The 23,821-nt window shown below is 69.6% G+C and carries 22 protein-coding genes; 14 read left to right on the top strand and 8 right to left on the bottom strand.

Annotated features, from left to right (window positions below; translation table 11 throughout):
• Positions 1-5: 5 nt before the first annotated feature.
• The 9 genes from DEJ01_RS06425 to DEJ01_RS06385 all read left to right on the top strand — a co-directional run bounded on the left by DEJ01_RS06425 (position 6) and on the right by DEJ01_RS06385 (position 9,160).
• Positions 6-773 carry a YebC/PmpR family DNA-binding transcriptional regulator gene (locus DEJ01_RS06425; protein WP_017887357.1) on the top strand — a complete coding sequence of 256 codons (768 nt, stop codon included), beginning with the start codon at positions 6-8 and terminating at the stop codon, positions 771-773.
• 2 nt (positions 774-775) lie between these two features.
• Positions 776-1,423 (top strand): crossover junction endodeoxyribonuclease RuvC, encoded by a 648-nt coding sequence (ruvC, locus tag DEJ01_RS06420; RefSeq protein ID WP_035808297.1) that lies wholly within the window; start codon positions 776-778, stop codon positions 1,421-1,423.
• Positions 1,420-2,040: a Holliday junction branch migration protein RuvA gene (ruvA, locus tag DEJ01_RS06415; protein ID WP_111092523.1), complete on the top strand. Its 621-nt coding sequence runs from the start codon at positions 1,420-1,422 to the stop codon at positions 2,038-2,040. Before ruvC ends, ruvA begins: the two co-directional genes overlap by 4 nt.
• Positions 2,037-3,080: a Holliday junction branch migration DNA helicase RuvB gene (gene ruvB / locus DEJ01_RS06410; protein WP_071403843.1), complete on the top strand. Its 1,044-nt coding sequence runs from the start codon at positions 2,037-2,039 to the stop codon at positions 3,078-3,080. The genes ruvA and ruvB overlap by 4 nt, the downstream gene beginning before the upstream one ends.
• A 90-nt stretch (positions 3,081-3,170) precedes the next feature.
• A complete protein-coding gene (gene yajC, locus DEJ01_RS06405) occupies positions 3,171-3,572 on the top strand; it encodes a preprotein translocase subunit YajC (RefSeq protein WP_051596726.1) in 402 nt (133 codons plus the stop codon).
• Between the two features lie 91 nt (positions 3,573-3,663).
• Positions 3,664-5,415, top strand: coding sequence for a protein translocase subunit SecD (gene secD, locus DEJ01_RS06400; RefSeq protein ID WP_111045997.1), 1,752 nt, complete (start codon positions 3,664-3,666; stop codon positions 5,413-5,415).
• Positions 5,415-6,419, top strand: a complete 1,005-nt coding sequence (gene secF, locus DEJ01_RS06395) for a protein translocase subunit SecF (RefSeq protein WP_071403841.1) — start codon at positions 5,415-5,417, stop codon at positions 6,417-6,419. The genes secD and secF overlap by 1 nt, the downstream gene beginning before the upstream one ends.
• On the top strand, positions 6,419-6,766 hold the full coding sequence (locus DEJ01_RS06390) for a rhodanese-like domain-containing protein (protein ID WP_071403840.1): 348 nt from the start codon (positions 6,419-6,421) through the stop codon (positions 6,764-6,766). Before secF ends, DEJ01_RS06390 begins: the two co-directional genes overlap by 1 nt.
• 69 nt (positions 6,767-6,835) lie before the next feature.
• Positions 6,836-9,160: a bifunctional (p)ppGpp synthetase/guanosine-3',5'-bis(diphosphate) 3'-pyrophosphohydrolase gene (locus DEJ01_RS06385; protein WP_228513657.1), complete on the top strand. Its 2,325-nt coding sequence runs from the start codon at positions 6,836-6,838 to the stop codon at positions 9,158-9,160.
• Positions 9,161-9,480: 320 nt separating this feature from the next.
• On the opposite strand, the gene DEJ01_RS18080 is transcribed toward DEJ01_RS06385, so the two are convergent.
• The 3 genes from DEJ01_RS18080 to deoC form a co-directional block, all read right to left on the bottom strand.
• Entirely contained in the window at positions 9,481-10,053 is a 573-nt protein-coding gene (locus DEJ01_RS18080) for a hypothetical protein (RefSeq protein ID WP_181438372.1), read from the bottom strand.
• Between the two features lie 196 nt (positions 10,054-10,249).
• Positions 10,250-11,203, bottom strand: a complete 954-nt coding sequence (locus DEJ01_RS06375) for an ROK family protein (RefSeq protein WP_110860105.1) — start codon at positions 11,201-11,203, stop codon at positions 10,250-10,252.
• A 120-nt stretch (positions 11,204-11,323) separates the two neighbouring features.
• Complete coding sequence (deoC, locus tag DEJ01_RS06370) at positions 11,324-12,055, bottom strand: deoxyribose-phosphate aldolase (protein WP_111092521.1); 732 nt, start codon at positions 12,053-12,055, stop codon at positions 11,324-11,326.
• Positions 12,056-12,098: 43 nt separating this feature from the next.
• Here deoC and DEJ01_RS06365 point away from each other — a divergent pair, with 43 nt between their 5' ends.
• Genes DEJ01_RS06365 through DEJ01_RS06350 form a run of 4 tightly spaced genes read left to right on the top strand, consistent with a single transcriptional unit; the run spans position 12,099 to position 16,245 of the window.
• The gene (locus DEJ01_RS06365) at positions 12,099-13,631 is read left to right on the top strand and encodes an SDR family oxidoreductase (RefSeq protein WP_258375654.1); all 1,533 of its coding nucleotides are present in this window, start codon (positions 12,099-12,101) and stop codon (positions 13,629-13,631) included.
• Positions 13,628-14,212, top strand: a complete 585-nt coding sequence (locus tag DEJ01_RS06360; RefSeq protein ID WP_071403838.1) for a GDSL-type esterase/lipase family protein — start codon at positions 13,628-13,630, stop codon at positions 14,210-14,212. Before DEJ01_RS06365 ends, DEJ01_RS06360 begins: the two co-directional genes overlap by 4 nt.
• Positions 14,212-14,643: a DUF6804 family protein gene (locus DEJ01_RS06355; protein WP_111030098.1), complete on the top strand. Its 432-nt coding sequence runs from the start codon at positions 14,212-14,214 to the stop codon at positions 14,641-14,643. Before DEJ01_RS06360 ends, DEJ01_RS06355 begins: the two co-directional genes overlap by 1 nt.
• A 48-nt stretch (positions 14,644-14,691) precedes the next feature.
• Positions 14,692-16,245, top strand: a complete 1,554-nt coding sequence (locus tag DEJ01_RS06350; RefSeq protein ID WP_071403837.1) for a stealth conserved region 3 domain-containing protein — start codon at positions 14,692-14,694, stop codon at positions 16,243-16,245.
• A 587-nt stretch (positions 16,246-16,832) separates the two neighbouring features.
• Here the strand turns inward: DEJ01_RS06350 and DEJ01_RS06345 are convergent.
• The 5 genes from DEJ01_RS06345 to DEJ01_RS06325 form a co-directional block, all read right to left on the bottom strand.
• Complete coding sequence (locus tag DEJ01_RS06345) at positions 16,833-17,792, bottom strand: phosphodiesterase (RefSeq protein WP_111045986.1); 960 nt, start codon at positions 17,790-17,792, stop codon at positions 16,833-16,835.
• Positions 17,793-17,959: 167 nt separating this feature from the next.
• Positions 17,960-19,648: a ubiquinol-cytochrome c reductase cytochrome b subunit gene (locus tag DEJ01_RS06340; protein WP_111092519.1), complete on the bottom strand. Its 1,689-nt coding sequence runs from the start codon at positions 19,646-19,648 to the stop codon at positions 17,960-17,962.
• Complete coding sequence (locus tag DEJ01_RS06335) at positions 19,648-20,712, bottom strand: ubiquinol-cytochrome c reductase iron-sulfur subunit (RefSeq protein WP_111092518.1); 1,065 nt, start codon at positions 20,710-20,712, stop codon at positions 19,648-19,650. The genes DEJ01_RS06340 and DEJ01_RS06335 overlap by 1 nt, the downstream gene beginning before the upstream one ends.
• A gap of 33 nt (positions 20,713-20,745) precedes the next feature.
• Positions 20,746-21,555, bottom strand: coding sequence for a cytochrome c (locus DEJ01_RS06330; protein WP_071403834.1), 810 nt, complete (start codon positions 21,553-21,555; stop codon positions 20,746-20,748).
• A 21-nt stretch (positions 21,556-21,576) separates the two neighbouring features.
• Positions 21,577-22,215 carry a heme-copper oxidase subunit III gene (locus DEJ01_RS06325; RefSeq protein WP_027465617.1) on the bottom strand — a complete coding sequence of 213 codons (639 nt, stop codon included), beginning with the start codon at positions 22,213-22,215 and terminating at the stop codon, positions 21,577-21,579.
• A gap of 70 nt (positions 22,216-22,285) precedes the next feature.
• Between DEJ01_RS06325 and trpD the strand changes: the two genes are divergently transcribed.
• Entirely contained in the window at positions 22,286-23,341 is a 1,056-nt protein-coding gene (gene trpD, locus DEJ01_RS06320) for an anthranilate phosphoribosyltransferase (RefSeq protein WP_111030102.1), read from the top strand.
• The last annotated feature ends 480 nt before the right edge of the window (positions 23,342-23,821 follow it).

The raw sequence follows: 23,821 nt of genomic DNA, 5'->3' as shown, positions 1-23,821 counted from the left end.
GAACCGTGTCCGGGCATTCCAAGTGGGCAACGACCAAGCACAAGAAGGCGGTCATCGACCAGCGCCGTGCCAAGTCGTTCGCCAAGCTGATCAAGAACATCGAGGTCGCCGCGAAGATGGGCGGTGCCGACATGTCCGGCAACCCGACCCTGGTCGACGCCGTGCAGAAGGCGAAGAAGACCTCGGTCCCGAACGACAACATCGACCGCGCCGTCAAGCGCGGTGCGGGTCTCACGGGCGAGACCATCGAGTACACGACGATCATGTACGAGGGCTACGGCCCCAACGGCGTCGCGATGCTCATCGAGTGCCTCACGGACAACAAGAACCGTGCCGCGGCCGAGGTCCGGACCGCGATGTCGCGCAACGGCGGCACCATGGCCGACCCGGGCAGCGTCGCCTACAACTTCTCGCGCAAGGGCGTCATCTCGGTCACGAAGACCGACGGCCTCGACGAGGACACCGTGATGACCGCGGTGCTGGACGCCGGTGTCGAGGACGTCATCGACCAGGGTGGTGGCTTCGAGATCATCACCGAGGCGAGCGACCTGGTCGCCGCCCGCACTGCCCTGCAGGACGCCGGCATCGACTACGACTCCGCCGACGCCGAGTTCGTGCCCGGTCTCAAGGTCCCGGTCGACGCCGAGACCGCCCGCAAGGTGTTCCGCCTGATCGACGCGCTCGAGGACTCGGACGACGTGCAGAACGTCTACTCGAACTTCGACATCCCCGCGGACGTCCAGGCCGAGCTCGACGAGGACGAGGGCGAGTAACCGTGCTCCGTGTGCTCGGGGTGGACCCCGGGCTCACCCGGTGCGGCGTCGGCGTCGTCGAGGTCGCACCGAACCGGCGCGCACGGCTCGTCCACGTGACGGTCGTGCGCACCCCGCCGGACATGCCGCTCGAACAGCGGCTGCTCCGCATCGCCGACGGCATCGCCGCCGAGATCGACGAGCACCACCCGGATGCGGTCGCCGTCGAGCGGGTGTTCGCGCAGGCGAACGTCCGCACCGTGATGGGGACCGCGCAGGCGGCCGGCCTGGCGCTGCACGCCGCGGCCGCCCGCGGCCTGCCCGTCGGCCTGCACACCCCGTCCGAGGTCAAGGCCGCCGTCACCGGCTACGGCAACGCCGACAAGCGTCAGGTGCAGACCATGATCGCGCGCGTGCTCGGTCTCGACGAGGCCCCGAAGCCGGCCGACGCCGCCGACGCGCTCGCGTTGGCCGTGTGCCATGCCTGGAGGCTCGGATCACCCGACGCCGCCGGCTCGCGTGCTACGAACCTCACCCCGGCACAGCGTGCCTGGCGGGACGCCCAGGGCGGCACCGTCGACTCGCCGCTGGCCCGTGCGGCCGCCGCCGCGGCCCGCCCGCAGCGTGGCAGGTCGGCGTCGTCGGTGGGCGGCCCTAGGCTCGGAGCATGATCGCGAGTCTCCGGGGCACCTGCATCGACATCGCCGGTTCGGCCGTGGTGATCGAGGTCGGGGGAGTCGGGTACGCCGTCACCGTGACCCCCGCACACGCGCTGACGATGCGCCACGGTTCCGAGGTGTTCGTGCGGACCGCCATGATCGTGCGCGAGGACGAGCACCTGCTCTTCGGGTTCGAGTCGACCGACGCGCTGCAGGTGTTCGACCTGCTCCGCGGGGTCTCCGGCGTCGGCCCGAAGTCCGCGATGGGCGTCCTGGCCCACATGGACCCGGCACGGATCGCGAACGCCGTCGCGAACGAGGACGACGGCGCGTTCCGCAAGGTCTCCGGCATCGGCCCGAAGACCGCAAAGCTCATCATCGTCGCGCTCTCCGGCAAGCTCGTGGCCTTCGAGCAGGCAGCCGTGGTCGCGGCCGCACGGGGGACCGCAGTGCACCCCGCCGCGGTCGACGTCGTCTCGGCGCTCATCGGCCTCGGCTGGCGCGAGGACGCGGCACAGTCCGCGGTCGACGACGCCGTCGCCAACGAGCCCGGTGCCGCCGCGATGGGCACCCAGGCCCTGCTCCGCGCCGCCCTCGGCGCCCTGCGACCCGCGGCAGCCGGCCGGTGAGCGGCATCACGTCCGCCGGCGCCGAGTCGCAAGAGGAACTCGCGTTCGAAGGCGCGCTCCGCCCCCGCTCGCTCGACGAGTTCGTCGGGCAGCGCAAGGTGCGCGGGCAGCTCGACCTGCTCCTCAAGGCCGCAGGCATGCAGGAGCGCACGCCCGACCACATCCTGATGGCGGGTCCTCCCGGCCTCGGCAAGACCACGCTCGCGATGATCGTCGCGCACGAGACCGGCCGGCCGCTGCGCATGTCGAGCGGGCCGGCGATCCAGCACGCCGGTGACCTCGCCGCCGTGCTGTCGTCCCTGGTCCCGGGCGAAGTGCTGTTCATCGACGAGATCCACCGCATGGCCCGCTCGGCAGAAGAGATGCTCTACCTGGCGATGGAGGACTTCCGCATCGACGTGATGGTGGGCAAGGGTGCGGGTGCCACGAGCATCCCGCTCGACCTCGCACCGTTCACGCTCGTCGGCGCCACCACCCGGGCTGGCCTCTTGCCGAACCCGCTGCGCGACCGCTTCGGCTTCACCGCCCACCTCGAGTTCTACGAGAAGGACGAGCTCGAGCAGGTCCTGATCCGTGCGGCCCACCTGCTCGAACTCGACATCGACCGGACCGCCCTGCGCGAGATCGCCGGACGCTCCCGCGGCACCCCGCGCATCGCGAACCGCCTGCTCCGCCGGGTGCGCGACTACGCCCTCGTGCACCGCACCACCGACGGCATGGCCGCGGTCCAGGGTGCACTCGACCTGTACGACGTCGACGAACTCGGGCTCGATCGGCTCGACCGGGCCGTGGTCGAGATCATGCTGACCCGGTTCGACGGGGGGCCGGTCGGTCTGAACACCCTCGCCGTCTCCGTCGGCGAGGAGTCCGAGACGATCGAGTCGGTCGTTGAACCGTTCCTCGTCCGGGTCGGTCTCGTGACGCGCACGCCCCGTGGGCGCATCGCCACACCACGTGCCTGGCGGCACCTCGGTCTCACCCCGGGACAGGCCGACGGCGGGCAGCCGGGGCTCTTCGACGACCAGGACACCGACGACTGAACGCCGATCAGTCGAGTGACATGCCACGGACACCGGCGTGCCCTAGACTGCTACGGCCCGAAACCGAGCAACCAGAGAAGGCAACGCATCATGGGTCAAGAAGTCATCCTCATCGTCATCGTCGTGGCGTTCGCGGCCTTCATGTTCTACAACAGCCGCAAGCGCAAGAAGCAGCAGGCCGAACTCGTGGACAAGATGGTCCCGGGCGCGAAGGTCATGCTGTCCTTCGGCCTCTACGGCACTCTCCTCTCCGTGAACGAGGAGAAGGTCACCGCTGACGTCGAGATCGCACCGGGGACCATCGTCACCGTGCACCGCCAGACCCTGTCGCGCGTCGTCGACGACAACGCGTCCGACGTCGAGACCACCACGACCACCGAGGACGAGCCGAAGCCGGTGGCCGAGCTCAACGGTGAGCCGGTCTACGGCGAGCGGGTCGACACCGACCGCGTCGACGAGACCGACGCCACGAAGCGCAAGTCCGACGACTGACGCCCTCGGCCGCCGGGTCGTCTGACCCGGCGGCTTCCCTCTGCCGTCGCACGGTGTGCCGACGGTCCTGAACAGAAAGACGAGACGACCGGTGGCACGATCGACACCCGTCAAGAAGGCGCTGCGCTCGCTCACCTGGTTGGTGATCCTGATGGCGATCCTCGCCGGCGTGAACACCGCCGCGTCGGTCCTCGCCGGCTCTTCGAAGGACGACACCGACAAGTGGTACCAGGGCGCGAGCTGGGTGCCGGAGCTGGCTCTGGACCTGCAGGGCGGCACACAGCTGACCCTCGCGGCGCAGAACACCGAGGGCGACTCCGTCACCTCGCAGCAGCTGCAGCAGGCGGTGAACATCATCCGCCAGCGCATCGACGCCACCGGTGTCTCCGAGTCCGAGATCAACACCCAGGGCGCGAACAACATCGTGGTCTCGATCCCGGGTCGCCCCGACAAGGCCACGATCGACCGCATCGAGGCCGCAGCCAAGCTGACCTTCCGCCCGGTGCTCTTCACCGAGGCCGCATCGAGCTCGGCCGTCGGTGGCGACGGCAAGGGCACCGCGTCGCCGACTCCCTACTCGCCCCCGGCATCGCTCGCCGCGACGCCGAGCGCGAAGCCGTCGAACGCGAGCGACCTGAACTGGGTCACGCCGAAGCTGCAGGACCTGTACACCAACTACAACTGTGCAGCGCCGGACGACATCACCGCGGCACCCGATGACGAGCCCCTCGTCACCTGTGACCAGACGGGCGCGGCGAAGTTCATCCTCGGTCCGGTCGAGGTCCTCGGAGCCGACGTCAGCAACGCCACCTCGGGTCTCGCCACCGACTCGCAGGGCACGTCGACCGGCCAGTGGGCCGTCAACCTGACGTTCAACGGCGAGGGTTCGAAGGACTTCCGCACCGTCACGAACCGTCTCGTGTCGCTCCAGCAGCCGCAGAACCAGTTCGCGATCGTGCTCGACGGCACGGTGATCGAAGCCCCGACGACGAACTCGGCGATCACCAACGGCAAGGCGCAGATCAGCGGGAACTTCACCGCCGAGTCTGCGAAGACCCTCGCCGACCAGCTCAAGTACGGTGCGCTGCCGATCAACTTCCAGGTGCAGTCGAACGAGAACATCTCGGCGACACTCGGCACCGCGCAGCTCATCGGTGGCCTCATCGCCGGTCTGATCGGTCTGATCCTGGTGATCATCTACTCGGTCATCCAGTACCGGGCCCTGGCGTTCGTCACGGTGCTGTCGCTCGGGATCGCCGCCGTGCTCACCTACCTGGTGATCGCGATCATGTCGTGGCGCGTCGACTACCGCCTCTCGTTGGCGGGTGTGGCGGGTCTCATCGTCGCCATCGGCATCACGGCGGACTCGTTCATCGTCTACTTCGAGCGCATCCGTGACGAACTCCGTGACGGCCGTGCCCTCGAGAGCGCGGTCGAGTCCGGCTGGAAGCGTGCCCTCCGCACGATCCTGGCGTCCGACGCGGTGAACTTCCTGGCCGCCGTGACGCTCTACGTGCTCGCGGTCGCCGACGTGAAGGGCTTCGCGTTCACGCTGCTCCTCACGACACTCATCGACATCGTGGTGGTCGCGCTCTTCACCCACCCGATGATGCAGCTCATCGCCCGCAGCCGGTTCTTCGGCGAGGGGCACCGGTTCAGCGGTCTCGACCCGGCAGCACTCGGTGCCGTCTACCGGGGGCGCGCGCAGTTCCGCGCACCCGTCGTGGACGGCAAGCGCCAGCGCAGTGCCGGTGAGGCACAGCGCCGACAGACGATCGCGGAGCGGAAGGCCCAGCAGGCCTCCGGCGACAACGGCTCGACGCCGGACGGGAAGGACGACTGATGGCCAGCTTCAGCCAGTTCGGCAGCGACCTCTACACGGGGAAGCGGTCGTACGACATCATCGGGCGCCGGAAGACCTGGTACCTCATCGCCCTCGCGATGATCCTGATCTCCCTGGTCACCCCGTGGCTCCGTGGCGGGTACCAGCTCGGCATCGAGTTCACCGGCGGCTCGGAGTTCACGATCTCCGACGTCAAGACGCTCGACCAGAACATCGCCACCGAGACCGTCGAGGACGTCGTCCCGGAGTCGATCCCGCGCGTCTCGCAGCTCGGCACGCACGGCATCCGCGTGCAGACCGGGCAGCTCACCGACCGGCAGACGACCGAGGTGCAGGACGCCCTGGCGAAGGCCTACGACGTCCCGGAGAGCCAGGTCGCCGCGACCTTCATCGGCGCGACGTGGGGTGCCGACGTGCTCGCGCAGGCCATCCGTGGTCTCGTGATCTTCCTCGCCCTCGCCGCGGTCTTCATGACGCTGTACTTCCGCACCTGGAAGATGTCGCTGTCCGCGATGGCGGCGCTGCTGCACGACTTGCTCATCACGGCCGGTGTGTACGGCATCGTCGGGCTCGAGGTCACGCCCGCGGCGGTCATCGGCTTCCTGACGATCCTCGGGTACTCGCTCTACGACACCGTGGTGGTCTTCGACAAGGTGCGTGAGAACACCGCGCAGGAATCGATCCGGACGTTCAAGCAGTCGGTCAACCTCGCGGTCAACCAGACCCTCGTCCGGTCGATCAACACCTCGGTCGTGGCACTGCTGCCGGTCGCGGCGATCCTCTTCATCGGGTCGTACGTGCTCGGCGCCGGTACCCTGCGCGACATCTCGCTCGCGCTGTTCATCGGCATCATCGTCGGCACCTACTCGACGATCTTCATCGCGTCGCCGATGTACGCGCAGCTGCGGGAGAACGAGCCGAAGATCAAGGAGTCGGACGCCAAGAAGACCGCGGCGGCCGAGAAGCGCCGGCGTGAGGTCGACGCAGCGGAGGCGAACGTCTGATGCCCATCGAGATCCAGGAGATCGACGTCGCCGAGGCCCAGCGCCGCATCGACGCCGGAGCCCGCCTGTTCGACGTCCGCGAGCAGGGGGAGTGGGACGAGGTCCACGCTCCCCAGGCCACGCTCGTGCCGATGTCGGAGTTCGTGGACCGCTGGCAGGAGATCGACGGCGGCGACCAGCCGGCCATCATCGTCTGCCACTCCGGCGGCCGTTCGTCGCGCATCGTCGCGGCGCTCGAGCAGTCGGGGGTCCCGGCCGTCAACCTCTCCGGCGGCATGCTCGCCTGGGAGCAGGCGGGGGCACCGGTGGAGCGCGACGCCCAGGGCGAACCGCGTCACGGGCACTGACCGGGGACGCGTAGTCTTGTCGGATCGAGCTCGGATCGAGCTCTCGGACCGAGTCCTGGGAGGCGCATCATGACGGACACCCGCGAAGAGCCGTCCGCGCCGAGCCGCCCGGGTTCCGCCCCGCGGCCCTCGAGCCCGATCGGTCCGAACACCACCGGCAACCTCGGTTCCCTCCGCTCGCTGCTGCCGCGCCTGTTCTCGCGCGCCCAGCCGGCCGGCGCCGTGGACACACTGATCCGCACGGTCCGCTCGCACCACCCCAAGGCCGACGTGACGCTCATCGAGCGGGCCTACTCGGTCGCCGAGCGCGCGCACGACGGGCAGAAGCGCAAGTCCGGTGAGCCGTACATCACGCACCCCGTCGCGGTCGCGCAGATCCTGGCCGACCTCGGCATCGGCACGATCACCATCGCGGCCGCCCTCCTGCACGACACGGTGGAGGACACCGACTACCAGCTCGATCAGCTGCGAGCCGACTTCGGCGACGAGATCGCGATGCTCGTCGACGGCGTCACGAAGCTCGACAAGGTCAAGTACGGCGACAGCGCGCAGGCCGAGACCGTCCGCAAGATGGTCATCGCCATGTCGAAGGACATCCGCGTCCTCGTCATCAAGCTCGCCGACCGCCTGCACAACGCCCGCACGTGGGGCTTCGTCGAGTCGACCTCCGCCACGCGCAAGGCGAAGGAGACGCTCGAGATCTACGCGCCGCTCGCGCACCGGCTCGGCATCCAGATGATCAAGCTCGAGCTCGAGGACCTGTCGTTCGCCGTCCTCCACCCGAAGCTCTACGTCGAGATCGACAGCCTGGTCAAGGAACGCCAGCCGAAGCGCGAGCAGTTCGTCCAGAACGTCATCGGGACCCTGAAGAAGGACCTGAAGGCCGCCAAGGTCCGCGGCGACGTCATGGGTCGGCCGAAGCAGTACTACTCGATCTACCAGAAGATGATCGTGCGGGGTCGCGAGTTCGACGAGATCTACGACCTCGTCGGCATCCGCGTGCTCGTGCCGACCGTGCGCGACTGCTACGCCATGCTCGGCTCGGTGCACGCCCGCTGGACCCCGCTGCCCGGTCGCTTCAAGGACTACATCGCGACCCCCAAGTTCAACCTGTACCAGTCGCTGCACACCACGGTGCTCGGACCGCAGGGTCGTGCGGTCGAGATCCAGATCCGCACGCACGAGATGCACCAGCGCGCCGAGTTCGGTGTCGCCGCCCACTGGAAGTACAAGCAGCGTGCTGCCGGCCGTGACGCCGGTACCTCGTCGACCACGGACGACCAGGACATGGCGTGGCTCGCCCACATCACCGACTGGCAGGCCGAGACCAGCGACCCGGGCGAGTTCCTCGACTCCCTGCGCTACGAGATCGGCGCGAAGGAAACCTACGTCTTCACGCCGCAGGGCAAGGTCATCGGGCTCCCCGCCGGAGCCACCCCGGTCGACTTCGCCTACGCCGTGCACACCGAGATCGGCCACCGCACGATGGGTGCGAAGGTCAACGGCCGCCTGGTCCCGCTCGAGAGCCAGCTGTCCAGTGGCGACGTCGTCGAGATCTTCACGTCGAAGAATCCCGATTCCGGCCCCTCGCAGGACTGGTTGCAGTTCGTCCGCAGCCCCCGCGCGCGCAACAAGATCAAGCAGTGGTTCACCAAGGAGCGCCGCGAAGAGGCGATCGAGCAGGGTCGTGACGCCATCGCCCGGGCGATGCGCAAGCAGAACCTGCCGCTCCAGCGCATCATGAGCCAGGACAGCATCGCCGAGGTCGCCTCGTCGATGCGGTACGAGGACGTTTCCGCCCTGTACGCCGCCATCGGCGAGGGCCACGTCTCGACGCAGTCGGTGATCGAGAAGGTCCTCGGCAACGTCCAGACCGAGACCGAGACGGACGAACCCGAACTCGCGTTCCCGCGCCAGGTCACCAGTCGGCAGCTGCGCACGAGCGACAGCGGCGTGCTGGTCCGCGGTGCGCCCGACATCCTCGTGAAGCTCGCGAAGTGCTGCACGCCGGTGCCGGGCGACCAGATCGTGGGCTTCATCACCCGCGGCCAGGGCGTCTCGGTGCACCAGTCGTCGTGCACCAACGTGAAGTCACTCATGAACGAACCCGACCGGATGATCGAGGTCGAGTGGGCCCCGTCGTCGAAGTCGGTGTTCCTGGTGCAGATCCAGATCGAGGCGCTCGATCGGTCGGGCCTGCTCAGCGACGTCACCCGGGTGCTGACCGACCACCACGTGAACATACTGTCCGCGACGGTTTCGACCTCGTCCGACCGTCTCGCGCTGAGCCGGTTCGTGTTCGAGATGGGCGACACCATCCACCTCGACCGTGTACTCAACGCGGTGCGACGCATCGACGCCGTCTACGACGTCTACCGCGTCAGCGCCGGCTAGCGGCCCCGCCCCGCGCGGCCCGTCCGCCGACCGGTCACGAACCGTCGGCTGCAGCCGCGCCAACCGACAGTCCGCGACCACTCGACGGATGTGAGCGGGGTGTCCTGACCGCCCGCACGCGCCGGACCGGGAGGCCCGTGGCGGCCCCGCCCCGCGCCTCCCGTGTCTCCAGCCCGTCATCCGGTCACGACACGTGGCACTGGCACCGTCGACCGGTCACGAACCGTCGCCTGCGGCCCTGCCAACCGACGGTTCATGACCACTCGGCGAACGTGAGCGGGGTGTTGTGACCACCCGCGCCCGCACCCAGCGCGCGACCCCTACCGCACAGCACCCCCAGCCGCGCCCTGCAGCCCCCGCAACCGCCGCTCGGCCTGCCGCACCATGGGGATCGTCCCGAGCGACCTCAGGCGCGTCCGCAGCTCGTCGGCCGTGACCGCCCCGATCGCGAGCAGCCCGTGCACGGCCGTCGCCTCGGCTTCCCCGAACACACCGGCCGAGGGGCCCGGCGTCCGCAGCAGGTCAATCGCGGTCCGCGCCGGTACCGTGACCCGCAGCCGCGAGCGCTCGACGGTGTCGTCGACGTGGATCCGGACCTCTCGCAGGCGCACGTCCGGCCCGACGTGCACGCGCACCTGCGGCGGGATGCAGGCCTCGAGCGGCGCCGGCGGCCGGGACACCGCACCCCAGATCCACGCGGCGGTCAGCGTGCAGGCGATCAGGCGCGCGTCCCGCAGGACCCAGGCGGCAGCGGCGGCGCGCAACGACGGCGTCTGCGGCTCAGCGGGGGAGGCCCAGCAGGGACCGACGGCGACCAGCTCACCGGCCAGGACCGCCGCACGCAGCTCGGGCTCCGGCCAGTCGTCACTGGTCAGCAGTCGTGGGCGGGGCACCCGCACATCCTGCCCGACCTGCGCACGCGACCGACAGGCCTGTGGACAAGCCACGCACCGACCGGGAGGACCGTGGCGGGCCCGCACCGCGCCTCCAGGCCGTCGCCGGTCACCTCCACGGCGTGGGCCGCTTCGACGACGCGACCAGCCGACGGCCGCGCACCGGATCGGGCCCGGCCCGACGCGAGGCGCGCGCTCAGCGCAGGACGTCGGCGCGGTGCACGAGCGCCGCGGCACCGATGAGCGGACCGTCCTGGGACAACCCGGTCGGCACGATCTGCACCTTCGTGACGAACCCGAATTCGACACGCTCCGCCACGGCCTGCCGGGCGTACTCGAACAGGTCCGGCGTGACGTGCGAGAACCCGCCACCGATGGCGACGATCTCGAGGTCGACCAGGCTCGTGGCGGCGGCGATGGCCTGCCCGAGGGCACGGCCGCTCCGCTGGACCGCGGCGACGGCGATCTCGTCGCCCGCGGCGTAGGCGGCCGAGAGTTCCTCGCCGGTCGTGCCCGCGAAGCCCTGACGACGTGCCCAGGCGACGGTCTTCGGGCCGCTGGCGATCGCCTCGAGGCAACCGGTGCCGCCGCAGGCGCAGGGGTCGTCGTAGCCGCCGCACTCGACGTGGCCGATGTGGCCGGCGTTGCCCGTCGGTCCGCTGACGGTGCGACCGTGCAGGATGAGCCCGCCGCCGACGCCGGTGGAGACGATCATGCCCATGACGTGCTCGTAGCCCTGGGCCGCGCCGACCCAGTGCTCGGCGAGGGTGATCGCCAGGCCGTCCATGCGGAGCGTCACCGGGACGTCGTCCGGCACGAGCGCCGCGATCCGGTCGCGCAGCGGGTGCCCACGCCAGACCGGCATGTTGAGCGGGGAGACGAGGCCGTGCTCCTCGTCGACCGGGCCGGCGGAACCGACGCCGACGCCGACGAGCGTCGCGTCGGCGGGCAGCGCGCCGAGCGCGGCCGTGACGACCTCGTCGACGGCGGCTTGCAGCTCGTCTGAGGTGCGCTGCGGCCCGGTGGGGCTGCGGAACCGGGTCGCCGGCAGCACGACGCCCTGGTCGGTGACGAGCGCGGCCTCGACCTTCGTGCCGCCGAGGTCGACGGCGAGAGCGAGGGCGGGGGACTGGGGTGCGGTGCTGGACATGCGCGCTCCGATGCGGCGGTCTGGAGGCACGGTGCGGGTCGCCGACGCGTCGTCGCGTCCGGTGGGCACCGGCCTGGTCGGGGTGGGTCGTGCTGGGTGCGTGGGCTCAGCCCCGCGGGTTCAGTAGGACGTCGTGTCGTCGCCGAGCGCCGACGCGGCGCCCGTCTCGGCGCGGTGCGCGACCTCGTCGAGGATGCGGGCCGAGGCGCTCGTCCCGATGCGGTTCGCGCCCGCCTCGACCATCTCGAGCAGGGTGTCGAGCCCGCGGACGCCGCCGGAGGCCTTCACGCCGGTGTCGGCACCGACCGTGCGGCGCATCAGGGCGATGTGCTCGGCCGTCGCGCCACCGCCGGCGAACCCGGTCGAGGTCTTCACGAAGGCGGCGCCGGCGGTCTGTGCCGCACGCGAGGCCGCGACGATCTCGTCGTCGGTCAGGAACGCGGTCTCGAGGATCACCTTGACCACGGTGTCGCCGGCGGCGTCGACGACCGCGCGGACGTCCTGCTCGACGCGCTGCCAGTCACCCGACTTCGCCGCGCCGATGTTCTGCACCATGTCGAGCTCGAACGCGCCGTCGGCCAGTGCCTGCAGCGACTCGGCGACCTTCGCCGCGGTGGACGTCGTGCCGTGCGGGAAGCCGATCACGGTGCCGACGCCGACACCGGTGCCCGTGAGGCGCTCGACGGCCTGGGCGACGTCGCTCGGACGGACGCAGACGCTGAAGACGCGGTGGGCGGCGGCTTCGTCGAGCTGGGCGTCGACGTCCGCGCGGGTGAGTTCGGGCTTCAGGATCGCGTGGTCGATGAGGCCGCGGACGGCATCGACGGTGACGGGGAAGGCTGCGTTGTCCACCCGGCAAGCCTACCCGTCAGGCGTGCCGCGTAGCGTGCAGGGCATGCAGGTCCTCGTCACCGGCGCCACCGGGTACATCGGTGGTCGTCTCGTCCCTCGTCTCCTCGAAGCCGGCCACTCCGTCCGTGTGTTCGTGCGCAACCCCCGGAAGCTCCAGGACGTCCCGTGGAGCAGTGAGGTCGACGTCGCGGAGGGCGACCTCCAGGACGCCGAGGCGGTGCGCGCCGCCGTCGACGGGATCGAGGCGGTCTACTACCTCGCCCACGCGATGGGCGCCGACGGCGACTTCGAGTCGGCCGAGCGCGAAGCAGCGGAGACCATGGCGCGCGAGGCGAAGGCGGCCGGCGTCAGCCGGTTCGTCTACCTGGGCGGGCTGCACCCCGACGGCGAGCTGTCGAAGCACCTCCGCAGCCGCAAGGAGGTGGGGGAGATCCTCCTCAGCTCGGGCGTGCCGACGGTGGCGTACCAGGCCGGGGTCGTGATCGGCTCGGGCAGCACCTCGTTCGAGATGATCCGGCACCTGACCGACGTCCTGCCGTGGATGCCCGCGCCGCGCTGGGTCCGCAACCACATCCAGCCGATCGCGGTCCGCGACGTCCTGTACTACCTGGTGGCCGCGCTCGACGTCCCCGCCGACGTCAACCGCACCTTCGACATCGGCGGACCCGACGTCCTGCGGTACGGCCAGATGCTGAACGGCTACGCGGTCGAGGCGAAGCTGCCACAGCGCCCGATCACGGTCCTGCCGGTGCTCACCCCGCGCCTCGCCGCACACTGGTTCAACGCCGTCACCCCGATCCCGCGCAAGCTCGCGACCCCGATCATCGAGTCGCTGCAGTTCGAGTGCGTGCAGCGCGAGCACGACATCGACGACGTCGTGCCGCAGCCCGAGGGCGGGCTCACGTCGTACCGTCGAGCCGTCCGCCTCGCGCTCAACAAGATGCGCAGCGGTCAGGTCCAGACGAGCTGGCGCAGCGCGACGCTCTCGAGCGCCTCGGCCGACCCGATGCCGAACGACCCCGACTGGGCCGGGCACACGGTCTACGTCGACGACCGGAAGCGGCACTCCAGTGCCTCCGCCGAGGACGTCTGGCGCGTCGTCGAGTCGATCGGCGGCGACAACGGCTGGTACTCGTTCCCGCTCGCCTGGGTCGCCCGCGGCTGGATGGACAAGATCGCCGGCGGCGTCGGCCTGAACCGCGGGCGTCGTGACCAGCAGCGCCTGGAGCAGGGCGACGCGCTCGACTGGTGGCGCGTCGAACGACTCGAGCGCGGCCGGTACCTGCGACTCCGCGCCGAGTTCAAGTCGCCCGGTCGTGCGTGGCTCGAGATGACCGTCACACCGAACCCCGACGGCGGCAGCGACTACCACCAGCGGGCCATCTACTTCCCGCAGGGCCTGGCCGGGCGGCTGTACTGGTACGGCATCCTGCCGTTCCACGGCGTCATCTTCCCCGGTATGGTCGAGCGCATCACCGCCGCCGCCGAGCGGGAGTCCGACCACACCGAGTCCACGCAGCGCAACCGGACGCAGCAGACCGAGACCCCCGAGCCGGCGCACGAGGAGGCAGCATGACCGACGACCGCAGCCCCGTCCTCTTCCTGGGGGACAGCATCACCGAACAGGGCGACTGGGACACCTGGCTCCCCGACGAGCACACGCTGAACCAGGGCATCGGTGGCGACACGACCGACGGCGTGCTGACGCGCCTCGACGCCGTCGTCGCCGAACAGCCCGAGGTGATCGTGCTGCTCATCGGCACGAACGACTTCGGCAACCACCGCGCCAGCGCCGAGCACGTGGTCCGCAACGTCGAGACCATCCTGGTCACGCTCCGCCGCGAGCTGCCGGGCGTGCGCCTGCTGCTCGTGTCGATCCTGCCCCGGCAGGCCGAGTACGCCACGAAGATCGAGCAGGCCAACCGGCACCTCCGGCAGTTCGTCGCCACGTGCCACGCGCAGTACCTCGACGCCTGGCCCGCCCTGGCCGACGGCGACCACCTGGACGCCCGCTTCACCGAGGACGGCCTGCACCTGACCGAAGACGGCTACCGTGCGCTGGTCGGCGAGCTGGTGCCGGCGCTCGAGCGCGTCCGCGACCTGCCGCCGATGTCGCGGTCGATCCAGGCGATCGACCTCGACGGCTCCGCGGACTGATGGCCGCACGCAAGGGGCGGCCCCCGGTGGGGTCGTCCCAGCACGGCGTGCCCGCAGGGTCCCCTCGACCCGCAGCCGCCGCACCCGTCAACGGTGCCCGCACCACGCCGCCCTTCACCCGCCCCGCGCTGGCGCCGTCGATGATCGCGGCGATCGTGCTGCTGGCCTGCGTCGCCATCGTCGACTCGTCGGGCTTCGTCTTCGCCCGCTGGGGCGTCACGGTGCTCGCGTTGATCGTGCTGGTCTTCAGCGTGCGCGGGAAGGTCTGGTGGGCCGCCCTGCTCATGGCCGCAGTCGCCGTCTGCTGGAACCCGCTCGTCACGGTGCCGATCCCCGGGCAGGTCTGGGCAGCACTGCAGCTGGTGGCCGCCGCGCTGTTCATCGTGGTGGGCATCGTGGTCAAGGTGCCCCGCGAGTCGGACGGACGGTAGGATCGGCAGGTCGGGTACAGGACCCGGCCGCACACCCGAAGGGCATGGATGAACGACGAGACCGAGCCGGTGACCGAGAGTCCTCTGCTGAACCCTCGACCGTCCTCCGGCGGTCTCGACCGATCCGACGTCGTCGTCCGCAAGGGGCGACTGACCTTGATCAACGGACACCTCACGCCGCAGCAGTCGATGATCGAGGACCTGCTGTTCCTCGACGACGCGCTCACCGCGGCTGACGTCGACCACCTGCTCATCCGCGGCAACGACCAGCGCCCGGTGATCGCCCTCGACGAGCGTGACCGCCAGCGTGCCGAGAGCGCCGTGATGTCCGCGGCCGTCAACGAGCCCTTCTACGCGAAGCCCCCGGGCAAGCCGGCCGTGCTCGTGCAGGACGACGGACTCGGCTCCGTCGAAGAACCAGTGCTCCGCGTGTTCCGCCCGCGGCTCGAGCCGCTCGGACGCCTGCGTTACGGCGCAGAGACGAGCGTCCAGCTCGAGTTCTGGCGCGTCACCGACATCGAGGTCCTCGCACCCGTCGAGAACGCCCTGATGCGTCGCAGCCTGCCGATCGACGAGTTCGTCCTCGTCGACATCGAACGCTACGGCCGCACCTGGCGCACCGTCGAGCACATGTTCGACGACCACGTCTCGGACATCCGCTTCCCGATCGACATCGTCTTCTCGTGGGTCGACGGCAACGCCATCGAGTACCAGCGCGCCCGCCAGGCCGCCCAGTCGAACGCCGTCCTGGGCGAGGGCGACGACGCCCCGGCCCGGTTCCGCCAGATCGACGAGCTGAAGTACGCGCTCCGCTCGGTGCACACCTTCGCACCGTGGATCCGCCAGATCTACATCGCGACGGACTCCCCGGCGCCGCACTGGCTCGCCGAGCACCCGAAGGTCCGGATCGTCCGCAGCGAGGAGTTCTTCGCCGACCCCTCCGTGCTGCCGACGCACAACTCGCAGGCCGTCGAGTCGCAGCTGCACCACATCCCGGGCATCAGCGAGCACTTCATCTACTCGAACGACGACATGTTCTTCGGGCGCCTCGTCGACCCCTCGGTGTTCTACAGCCCGGGATCGGTCACGAAGTTCATCCTCGCGTCGACCCGGATCGGCCTCGGCTCCAACAACCCGGCACGCAGCGGTTTCGAGAACTCCGCCCGCGTGAACCGTCGCCTGCTGCAGCAGCGCTTCGGTGCGGTGACGACGCGGCACCTCGAGCACGCGCCGACGCCCCTGCGCGCCTCGATCATGACCGAGATGGAGCACGAGTTCGCCGACGAGTTCGCGGCCACCGCGGCGTCGCGCTTCCGCGCCGCCGACAACATCTCGGTGACGAACTCGCTGTACCACTACTACTCGCTGCTCACCGGTCGGGCGATCATCCAGGAGAACGCGGCCGTCGGGTACATCGACACGACCATGGTCTCCGGACTCAAGGCCCTCGACGAGCTGCTGAAGAAGCGGAACGTGGACTTCTTCTGCCTGAACGACGGCAGCTTCCCCGAGGTCAGCGACGAAGAGCGCACGCAGCGCGTCACGGGCTTCCTGGAGCGCTACTTCCCGTTCCCTGCGCCGTGGGAGCGCCCCAGCGCTTAGGACGGGCCAGCGGCCTGCTGGGGCGCTCCGGGCGAGCCTGCGAGCCCGGTCCCACGGGGCGTCTAGGACGCGCCAGCGGCCTGCTGGGAGCGTCCCGGCGCTCAGGACGCGCCAACGGCCTCCTGGGGCGCTCCGGGCGAGCCTGCGAGCCCGGCGCCGGAACCCAGCCACGAAGTTTGACGCACCCGCACGCTCCACCGGTCACGACTCCCCGCCACCCCCACGCCGAGCGGTCACAGCCCGTCGCCTGCGCCGCCCACAGCCGACGGAACATGACCACGCGACGCAGCACCCGCGGTGAGTCGCGACCACCCCGCGGGCCGGGAGGCGCGGGTCGGGCCCGCCACGGGCCTCCCGGCCGCCGCGCGTGCCGTCGGGACGTACACGACGCCGCGCGGTCAAGACACCCCGTTGGCTGCCCGCCGAGCGGTCACGAACTGTTGATTGCCGAGCCGCCAGCCGACGGAACGTGACCACTCGCCGCGCACTGACGGGGAGTCGTGACCGCACGCGCCGGCGCTTGGTGAGCAGAAGGGGTCGGGTCCGCATGGCGGACCCGACCCCTTCTGCACTCGGAGTGCGCGGGGCTACCGGTGGATGGGGGAGACGGGCACCGAGTCGAGCGTGAACACCGGGATGCTCGAGGTGACCGGTGCCGGCTCGACGGCCGCGGGGATCGTCACGCCGTGCGCCGCGAGCTTCGCCTCGGTCTCGAGCGCGGAGACGGGCTGCCCGACGGTGGCGTAGTGCCCGATCGGCACGACCGAGTGCACGACGTTGTGGCCGTAGACGTGCACGAGGTTGAACGACTGCGCACCGTCTCGTCCGCGGGTGCCGCCCTGGAACTCCGTGAGGTCCTGGGTGTAGCAGGTGGCGCTGGCGACGGAAACCGGGATGCCGGCGAACACCGCACTGGTGGAGTAGTGCAGGTGCCCGGCGATGATGGCGAGGACGTCGCTACCTTCGACGACCTCGGCCAGGGCCTGCTGGTCGCGGAGCTCGACGAGGACGGTGAGGTCCTGGACACTCGGCACCGGCGGGTGGTGCATCGCGAGGATGGTGCCGTGCGGCGCGGCCTCGGACAGGACCTCGGCGAGCCAGTCGAGCTGCTCGGGGGAGACCTCACCGTGGTGGTGACCCGGCACGCTCGTGTCCAGGGTGATCACGCGGAGACCGTTGACGTCGTAGACGAAGTCGACCGGGCGGTCGGTGGGCTGCAGGCCGAAGAGCTCCTGGCGGAAGGCACCGCGCTCGTCGTGGTTGCCCATGGCCCAGATGACCTGTGCACCGATGCGCTGCGCTGCTGGTTCGAGGATCTCGCGGACCCGGGCGTACGCACCCGGCTCGCCCTTGTCGGCCACGTCGCCGGTGACGACGATCGCTTCGGGACGCGTGCCCGAGGCTTCGATGTCCGCGACGATCTGCGTGAGCCGAGCGGCGGAGTCGACATCGCCGTACAGGTTGCGGTCCCCGGAGACGAGGTGCGTGTCGCTGAGGTGGAGGAGGAAGTGGTTCGGCCTGGGGTGTTCGGCCGTCCGGCTGTCCATCGGGGTCTCATTCCGTTGGCGGATGCGTGGTGCAACACGTTGCCACACCGTCCTGGACGAGTCCAGCACGCGAGAGTGAACCAGCCGTGAACTGGGGGCGGCGTGTTGCCCTGTGCACGAAGAAACCCCCGCCACTTCGTGACGGGGGTTGCTTCGTGCGCTACCGATCAGTGATCGCCGGGGCCGACCTGGGGAGCCTGGTGGCCGCCCTCGAGGTTCGGGCCGTGGTGCGCGGCGTGTGCTGCCTCGAGCTCTGCCTTCGAGACCGGTTCGATGCGGTCTTCGAAGAAGAAGCGGGAGACGCCGGCGCGGACCTTCTGCAGACCCGTGATCTTGCCCTTGGCGTTCGGGCGGATCATCAGCGGCTTGTACTCGTTGAACTGCAGGAGCTTCCAGCGCTCGTACTCGTCGAGCTGCTCGTGCACCTCGATGTACTCGCCGTGGGGGAGTCGGACGATGCGGCCCGACTCGTAGCCGTGCAGGACGATCTCGCGGTCCTTCTTCTGGAGGGCGAGGCAGACACGCTTCGTGATCCAGAAGGCGATGAACGGACCGAGGACCGTCGTTGCCTGGATCACGTGGATCACGTGTTCGATCGACACCAGGAAGTGCGTCGCGATGATGTCCGACGAGGCTGCTGCCCAGAGGCTGGCGTAGAGCGTGATGCCAGCGGCACCGAACGCCGTGCGCGTCGGGGCGTTGCGCGGGCGGTCGAGGATGTGGTGCTCACGCTTGTCGCCCGTGACCCACGCCTCGATGAAGGGGTAGAGCAGGATCGCCAGGATGAGCAGCACCAGGACCGCGATCGGCGCCAGGATGTTGAACGACACCGTGTAGCCGAACCACACGACCTCCCAGTGCGGCGGGACCAGTCGGAGCGCACCGTCGGCGAAGCCGATGTACCAGTCGGGCTGGGTACCGGCGGACACCGGGGAGGGGTCGTACGGGCCGTAGTTCCAGATCGGGTTGATCGTGAACAGCGACGCGATGAGGGCCAGGATGCCCGCGACGATGAAGAAGAACCCACCGGCCTTCGCGGCGAACGCCGGGAGGATCGGGACACCGACGACGTTCTCGTTGGTCTTGCCCGGACCGGCGAACTGCGTGTGCTTGTTGATCACGACGAGCACGAGGTGGACACCGAGCACCGCGACGAGGATCGCCGGCAGCAGCAGGATGTGCAGCGTGTACAGGCGGCCGACGATGTCGGTCCCCGGGAACTCGCCACCGAACAGCAGGTAGGCGATCCAGACGCCGATCACCGGGACACCCTCGATCATGCCGACGATGATCCGCAGACCGTTTCCGGAGAGCAGGTCGTCGGGGAGCGAGTAGCCGGTGAAGCCCTCGGCCATGGCGAGGACCCAGAGCAGGAAGCCGAAGACCCAGTTGAGCTCACGCGGCTTGCGGAAGGCGCCGGTGAAGAACACGCGGGCCATGTGCAGCATGATCGACGCCACGAACAGCAGGGCTGCCCAGTGGTGGACCTGGCGGACGAAGAGCCCGCCGCGGATGTCGAACGAGATGTCGAGCGTGGACTGCAGGGCCGTCGACATCGCCACGCCCTTGAGCGGGACGTACGAGCCGTTGTAGACGACCTCGGTCATCGATGCCTGGAAGAAGAACGTCAGGAAGGTCCCGGAGAGCAGCACGACGACGAAGCTGTACAGCGCCACCTCGCCGAGCATGAAGCTCCAGTGGTCCGGGAAGATCTTGCGGCCGACTTCCTTGACGAGGCCCGAGATGCTGGTGCGCTCGTCGATGTAGTTGGCGACCCCGCCGATCATGCGGGATCCGCGCTCCGGAGCCGGCTTGTTCGTCGACGTGTTCGGTGCGGTGGTGGTGGTGCTGGTCATCAGCGTTCACGCTCCCAGAAGGACGGTCCGACCGGCTCGTGGAAGTCGCTCTGGGCAACCAGGTAGCCGTCGTCGTCGATCGCGATCGGAAGTTGGGGGAGGGGGCGTGCTGCCGGACCGAAGATGACCTCGCAGTTGTTCGAGACATCGAAGGTGGACTGGTGGCACGGGCACAGCAGGTGGTGCGTCTGCTGTTCGTAGAGCGCGACGGGACAACCGACGTGGGTGCAGATCTTGGAGTACGCGACGATGCCGTCGTAGCCCCAGTTCTCGTGGCCCTTGGACGGGTTGAGGTCCTTCGGGTCGAGACGCATGAGGAGGACGGAGGCCTTGGCCTTCTCCTCCAGCATGTGCTCGGACTCGAGCATGCCCTCGGGGATGACGTGGAACACCGAACCGATGGTGACGTCGGAGGCCTTGATCGGCAGACCCGTCGGGTCCTTCGTCAGGCGCAGGCCCTGCTTCCAGAAGGTGTGGCGGAGCAGCTCGTTGGGGTCCTCGGCCGGAGCGAGGTCACGGACCAGGACGATGCCGGGGAGCGGGAACGCGGCCAGGGCACCGATCATCGAGTTGCGGATCAGCTTGCGACGGCTGAAGCCGGACTCCTTGTCGGCGAGCTGGAACGCCTCGACCGCCTTGGCGCGGGTCGCGTCGGCGCCGCGGGTGCCGTGGCGGAGCTCGGTGATCTCGCGGTCGACGACGAGCGACTTCGACCAGTAGACGGCGCCGAGGCCGAGGGCGAGGAGCGCGAGGGCGATCGACAGGCCCAGGAAGAGGTTCGCGGTGCGGACCGTCCCGAAGTCGCTCGGGTCGATCGGGAAGGCGACGTACGCAGCGATCGACAGGACGCTGCCGACGATCGACAGGTAGAAGTACGCGGCGACCTGGCGCTCGGCCAGACGCTGCTTCTTCGGGTCGACGTCGGTGCGACGCGGGCGGTGCGGCGGCTCGCCCGGGTTCTCGAACGGGTCGACGGGGAGGACCGCGATCCCGGGGGAGGTGGTCGTGCCGTGCTTCTCGACAGCCGAGGACGAGTTCAGCGTCTCGTCGTCGTGCTCTGCCATGGTGTTCCCTTCAGTGTCGTTCGACACGGACGATCAGTTGGACTTCGCGGTCAGCCAGACGGTCATCGCGACGACCGCGCCGAGTCCGAAGATCCAGATGAACAGACCCTCGGCGACCGGCCCCAGGGAGCCGAGTGCGAAGCCACCGGGGGACTTGTTGTCCTGCACGTACTTGAGGTACGTGATGATGTCGGCCTTCTGCTCCGGCGTCAGGTTCAGGTCGTTGAAGACCGGCATGTTCTGCGGACCGGTGAGCATGGCCTCGTAGATGTGCTTGCCGGAGACCGTCTCGAGGTTCGGGGCGTACTTGCCCTCGGTCAGCGCACCGCCGGCGCCGGCCACGTTGTGGCACATGGCGCAGTTGATGCGGAACAGCTCGGCGCCTTCAGCAGCGTCGCCGTCCTCACCGTTGGTGAGCTCGGTGGAGGGGACCGACGGGCCGGGGCCGAGAGAGGCGACGTACTGCGCGAGCGCGTCGACCTGCTCGTCCGTGAACTGCGCGGGCTTCTCTTCGGCCTGCGGGCCCTGAGCGGCCATCGGCATGCGGCCGGTGCCGACCTGGAAGTCGACCGACGCGGCGCCGACACCGATGAGGGACGGGCCCTCGCTCGTGCCCTGCGCGGAGAGACCGTGGCAGGTGGCGCAGTTCGAGGCGAAGAGCTTCTCGCCCTCGTTCACCTGCGACTGGCTCGAGGCGGCGACGGTGTTCGTGCTGTCGTCGGCGTTCGCCGTGGAGCTGAACAGTGCGTACGCGCCACCGGTGGTCATGAGACCCACGACGATGAGCGACACGGTCGCCATCGGTGAACGGCGGCCCTTCTTGGACTTGGTTCTGTTGAACATGTGCTGGGGGGTGTCCAGTTCCTACTTGAGAAGGTAGATGACGGCGAAGAGGAAGATCCACACGACGTCGACGAAGTGCCAGTAGTACGACACGACGATGGCGGTGGTCGCTTCCTTGTGGCCGAAGTTCTTGGCGGCGAAACCGCGGCCGAGCGTCAGCAGGAAGGCGATGAGGCCACCGGTCACGTGGAGCCCGTGGAACCCGGTGGTCATGTAGAACGCCGAGCCGTAGGCACTGGAGGAGAGCGTCACGCCCTCGTGCCAGAGGTTGGCGTACTCGAAGATCTGGCCGCAGACGAAGATCGCACCCATCGCGTAGGTGACGAAGAACCACTCCGTCATGCCCCAGTGGCGCGGGTTCCAGCTCGTCCGGTGCACCTGGAAGCGCTCCGCGGCGAACACGGCGAACTGGCAGGCGAAGCTGGACAGCACCAGGATGATCGTGTTCACGGAGGCGAAGGGCACCTCGAGCTTCGCGGTCTCGGTCGCCCAGAGCTCAGGGGACGTGCTGCGGAGCGTGAAGTAGATCGCGAACAGGCCGGCGAAGAACATGACCTCGCTGCCCAGCCACACGATCGTCCCCACGGCCACGGCGTTCGGCCTGTTGAGGGCCGGACCGCTGGCTGATCTGGAGAGAGAGGTGCTAGTCACGTCCTCCATTATGGCCGAAACCCCCGACAGTGTTTTCGCAGGAGACTGGCGGGTCTCTCGAATTCACTACGATCGAGCCATGCCTGACGCACTTTCTTGGCCAGCGGTGATCAGCGCGCTCATGGCGCGCGAGGACCTGACGATCAGGCAATCCACATGGGCCATGGAGGAGATCGTGCACGGGCGCGCCACCCAGGCACAGATCGCAGCCTTCGCCGTGACGCTCCGCGCGAAGGGCGAGACCGTCGACGAGGTCGTCGGGTTCCGCGACGCGATCCTGGACGCCGCGGTTCCGCTCGACGTCGATCCGATGGCGCTCGACATCGTCGGCACCGGTGGCGACGTGGTCGGCACCGTGAACATCTCGACCATGGCGGCCATCGTGATCGCCGCCGCCGGGGTCCCCGTCGTCAAGCACGGCAACAAGGCCAGCTCGTCGAAGTCCGGCTCGAGTGACGTGCTCGCCGCCCTCGGACTCGATCTCACGATGGACGCCGCGCGTGTCGCGGACACTTTCCGGCGTGTCGGGCTGACCTTCGCCTTCGCCAACGCGTTCCACCCCGGTTTCGCCCACGCAGGCCCGGTGCGGCGCGAGATCGGCGTGCCGACGGTGTTCAACTTCCTCGGCCCGCTGGTCAACCCCGCACGGTGCGAGGCCAACGCCGTGGGGGTCGCCCAGCTCGACCTCGTCCCGATCATCACGGGCGTGTTCCAGACGCGCGGAGCGACGGCCCTCGTGTTCCGCGGCGACGACGGACTCGACGAGCTGACCACCACCGGGCACAGCCACATCTGGGAGGTCACGGGCGGCCGCGTCACCGAGCACGACCTCGACCCGCGGGACCTCGGCATCGCCCGGGCACGCACGGAGGACCTGCTCGGCGGCGACCCCGAGCACAACGCCGGCGTCGTCCACCGGGTGCTCGCGGGGGAGACCGGACCCGTCCGTGACATCGTCCTGCTGAACGCCGCGGCCGGCCTCGTCTCGTTCCGCCTTGCGCAGGACCCGAACGAGTCCGACCGGCCGATCCTGCAGCGCTTCCGCGAGCAGCTGGTCGTCGCCGCCGAGGCGGTCGACTCCGGCGCCGGTGCGCGCAAACTGGCTGATTGGGTCGGCGCAGCTCCCGCCGCGTAGTCCACGCCGCCCTGCGCACCGTGCGCGGTGCGTCACCCGGTGCGAGCCTGACGGCTCGGTGCTGCGCCACGAGCGCGCACCAGGCGGTCACCGCTGCACCCCGTGAACAAACCCGCACCGTGCCGTGCCGACAACCCCCTGCCGGACCGGAGGCCCGTGGCGGGCCCGCCCCGCGCCTCCAGTCCGCACCGTGCGCGGTCTGCGATCCCGTGCCGCTTCCGCGCAAGCCGCACCGTGCGCGGTGCGTCACCTGGCGCGAGCCTGACGGCTCGGTGCTGCGCCACGAGCGCGCACCAGGCGGTTGCCGCTGCACCCGGTCAACAAACCCGCACCGTGCCGTGCCGGTAACCCCGTACCGGACTGGAGGGCCGTGGCGGGCCCGTCCCGCGCCTCCAGTCCGCACCGTGCGCGGTCCGCGATCCCGTGCCACCCCAGCGCGAGCCGCACCGTGCGCGGTGCGTCACCTGGTGCGAGCCTGAC

The organism is Curtobacterium sp. MCLR17_040, from assembly GCF_003234735.1.
Taxonomy (GTDB): domain Bacteria; phylum Actinomycetota; class Actinomycetes; order Actinomycetales; family Microbacteriaceae; genus Curtobacterium; species Curtobacterium flaccumfaciens.
Note: the sequence above shows the minus strand (reverse complement) of the source record. Positions and strands in the feature narration are given on the sequence as shown.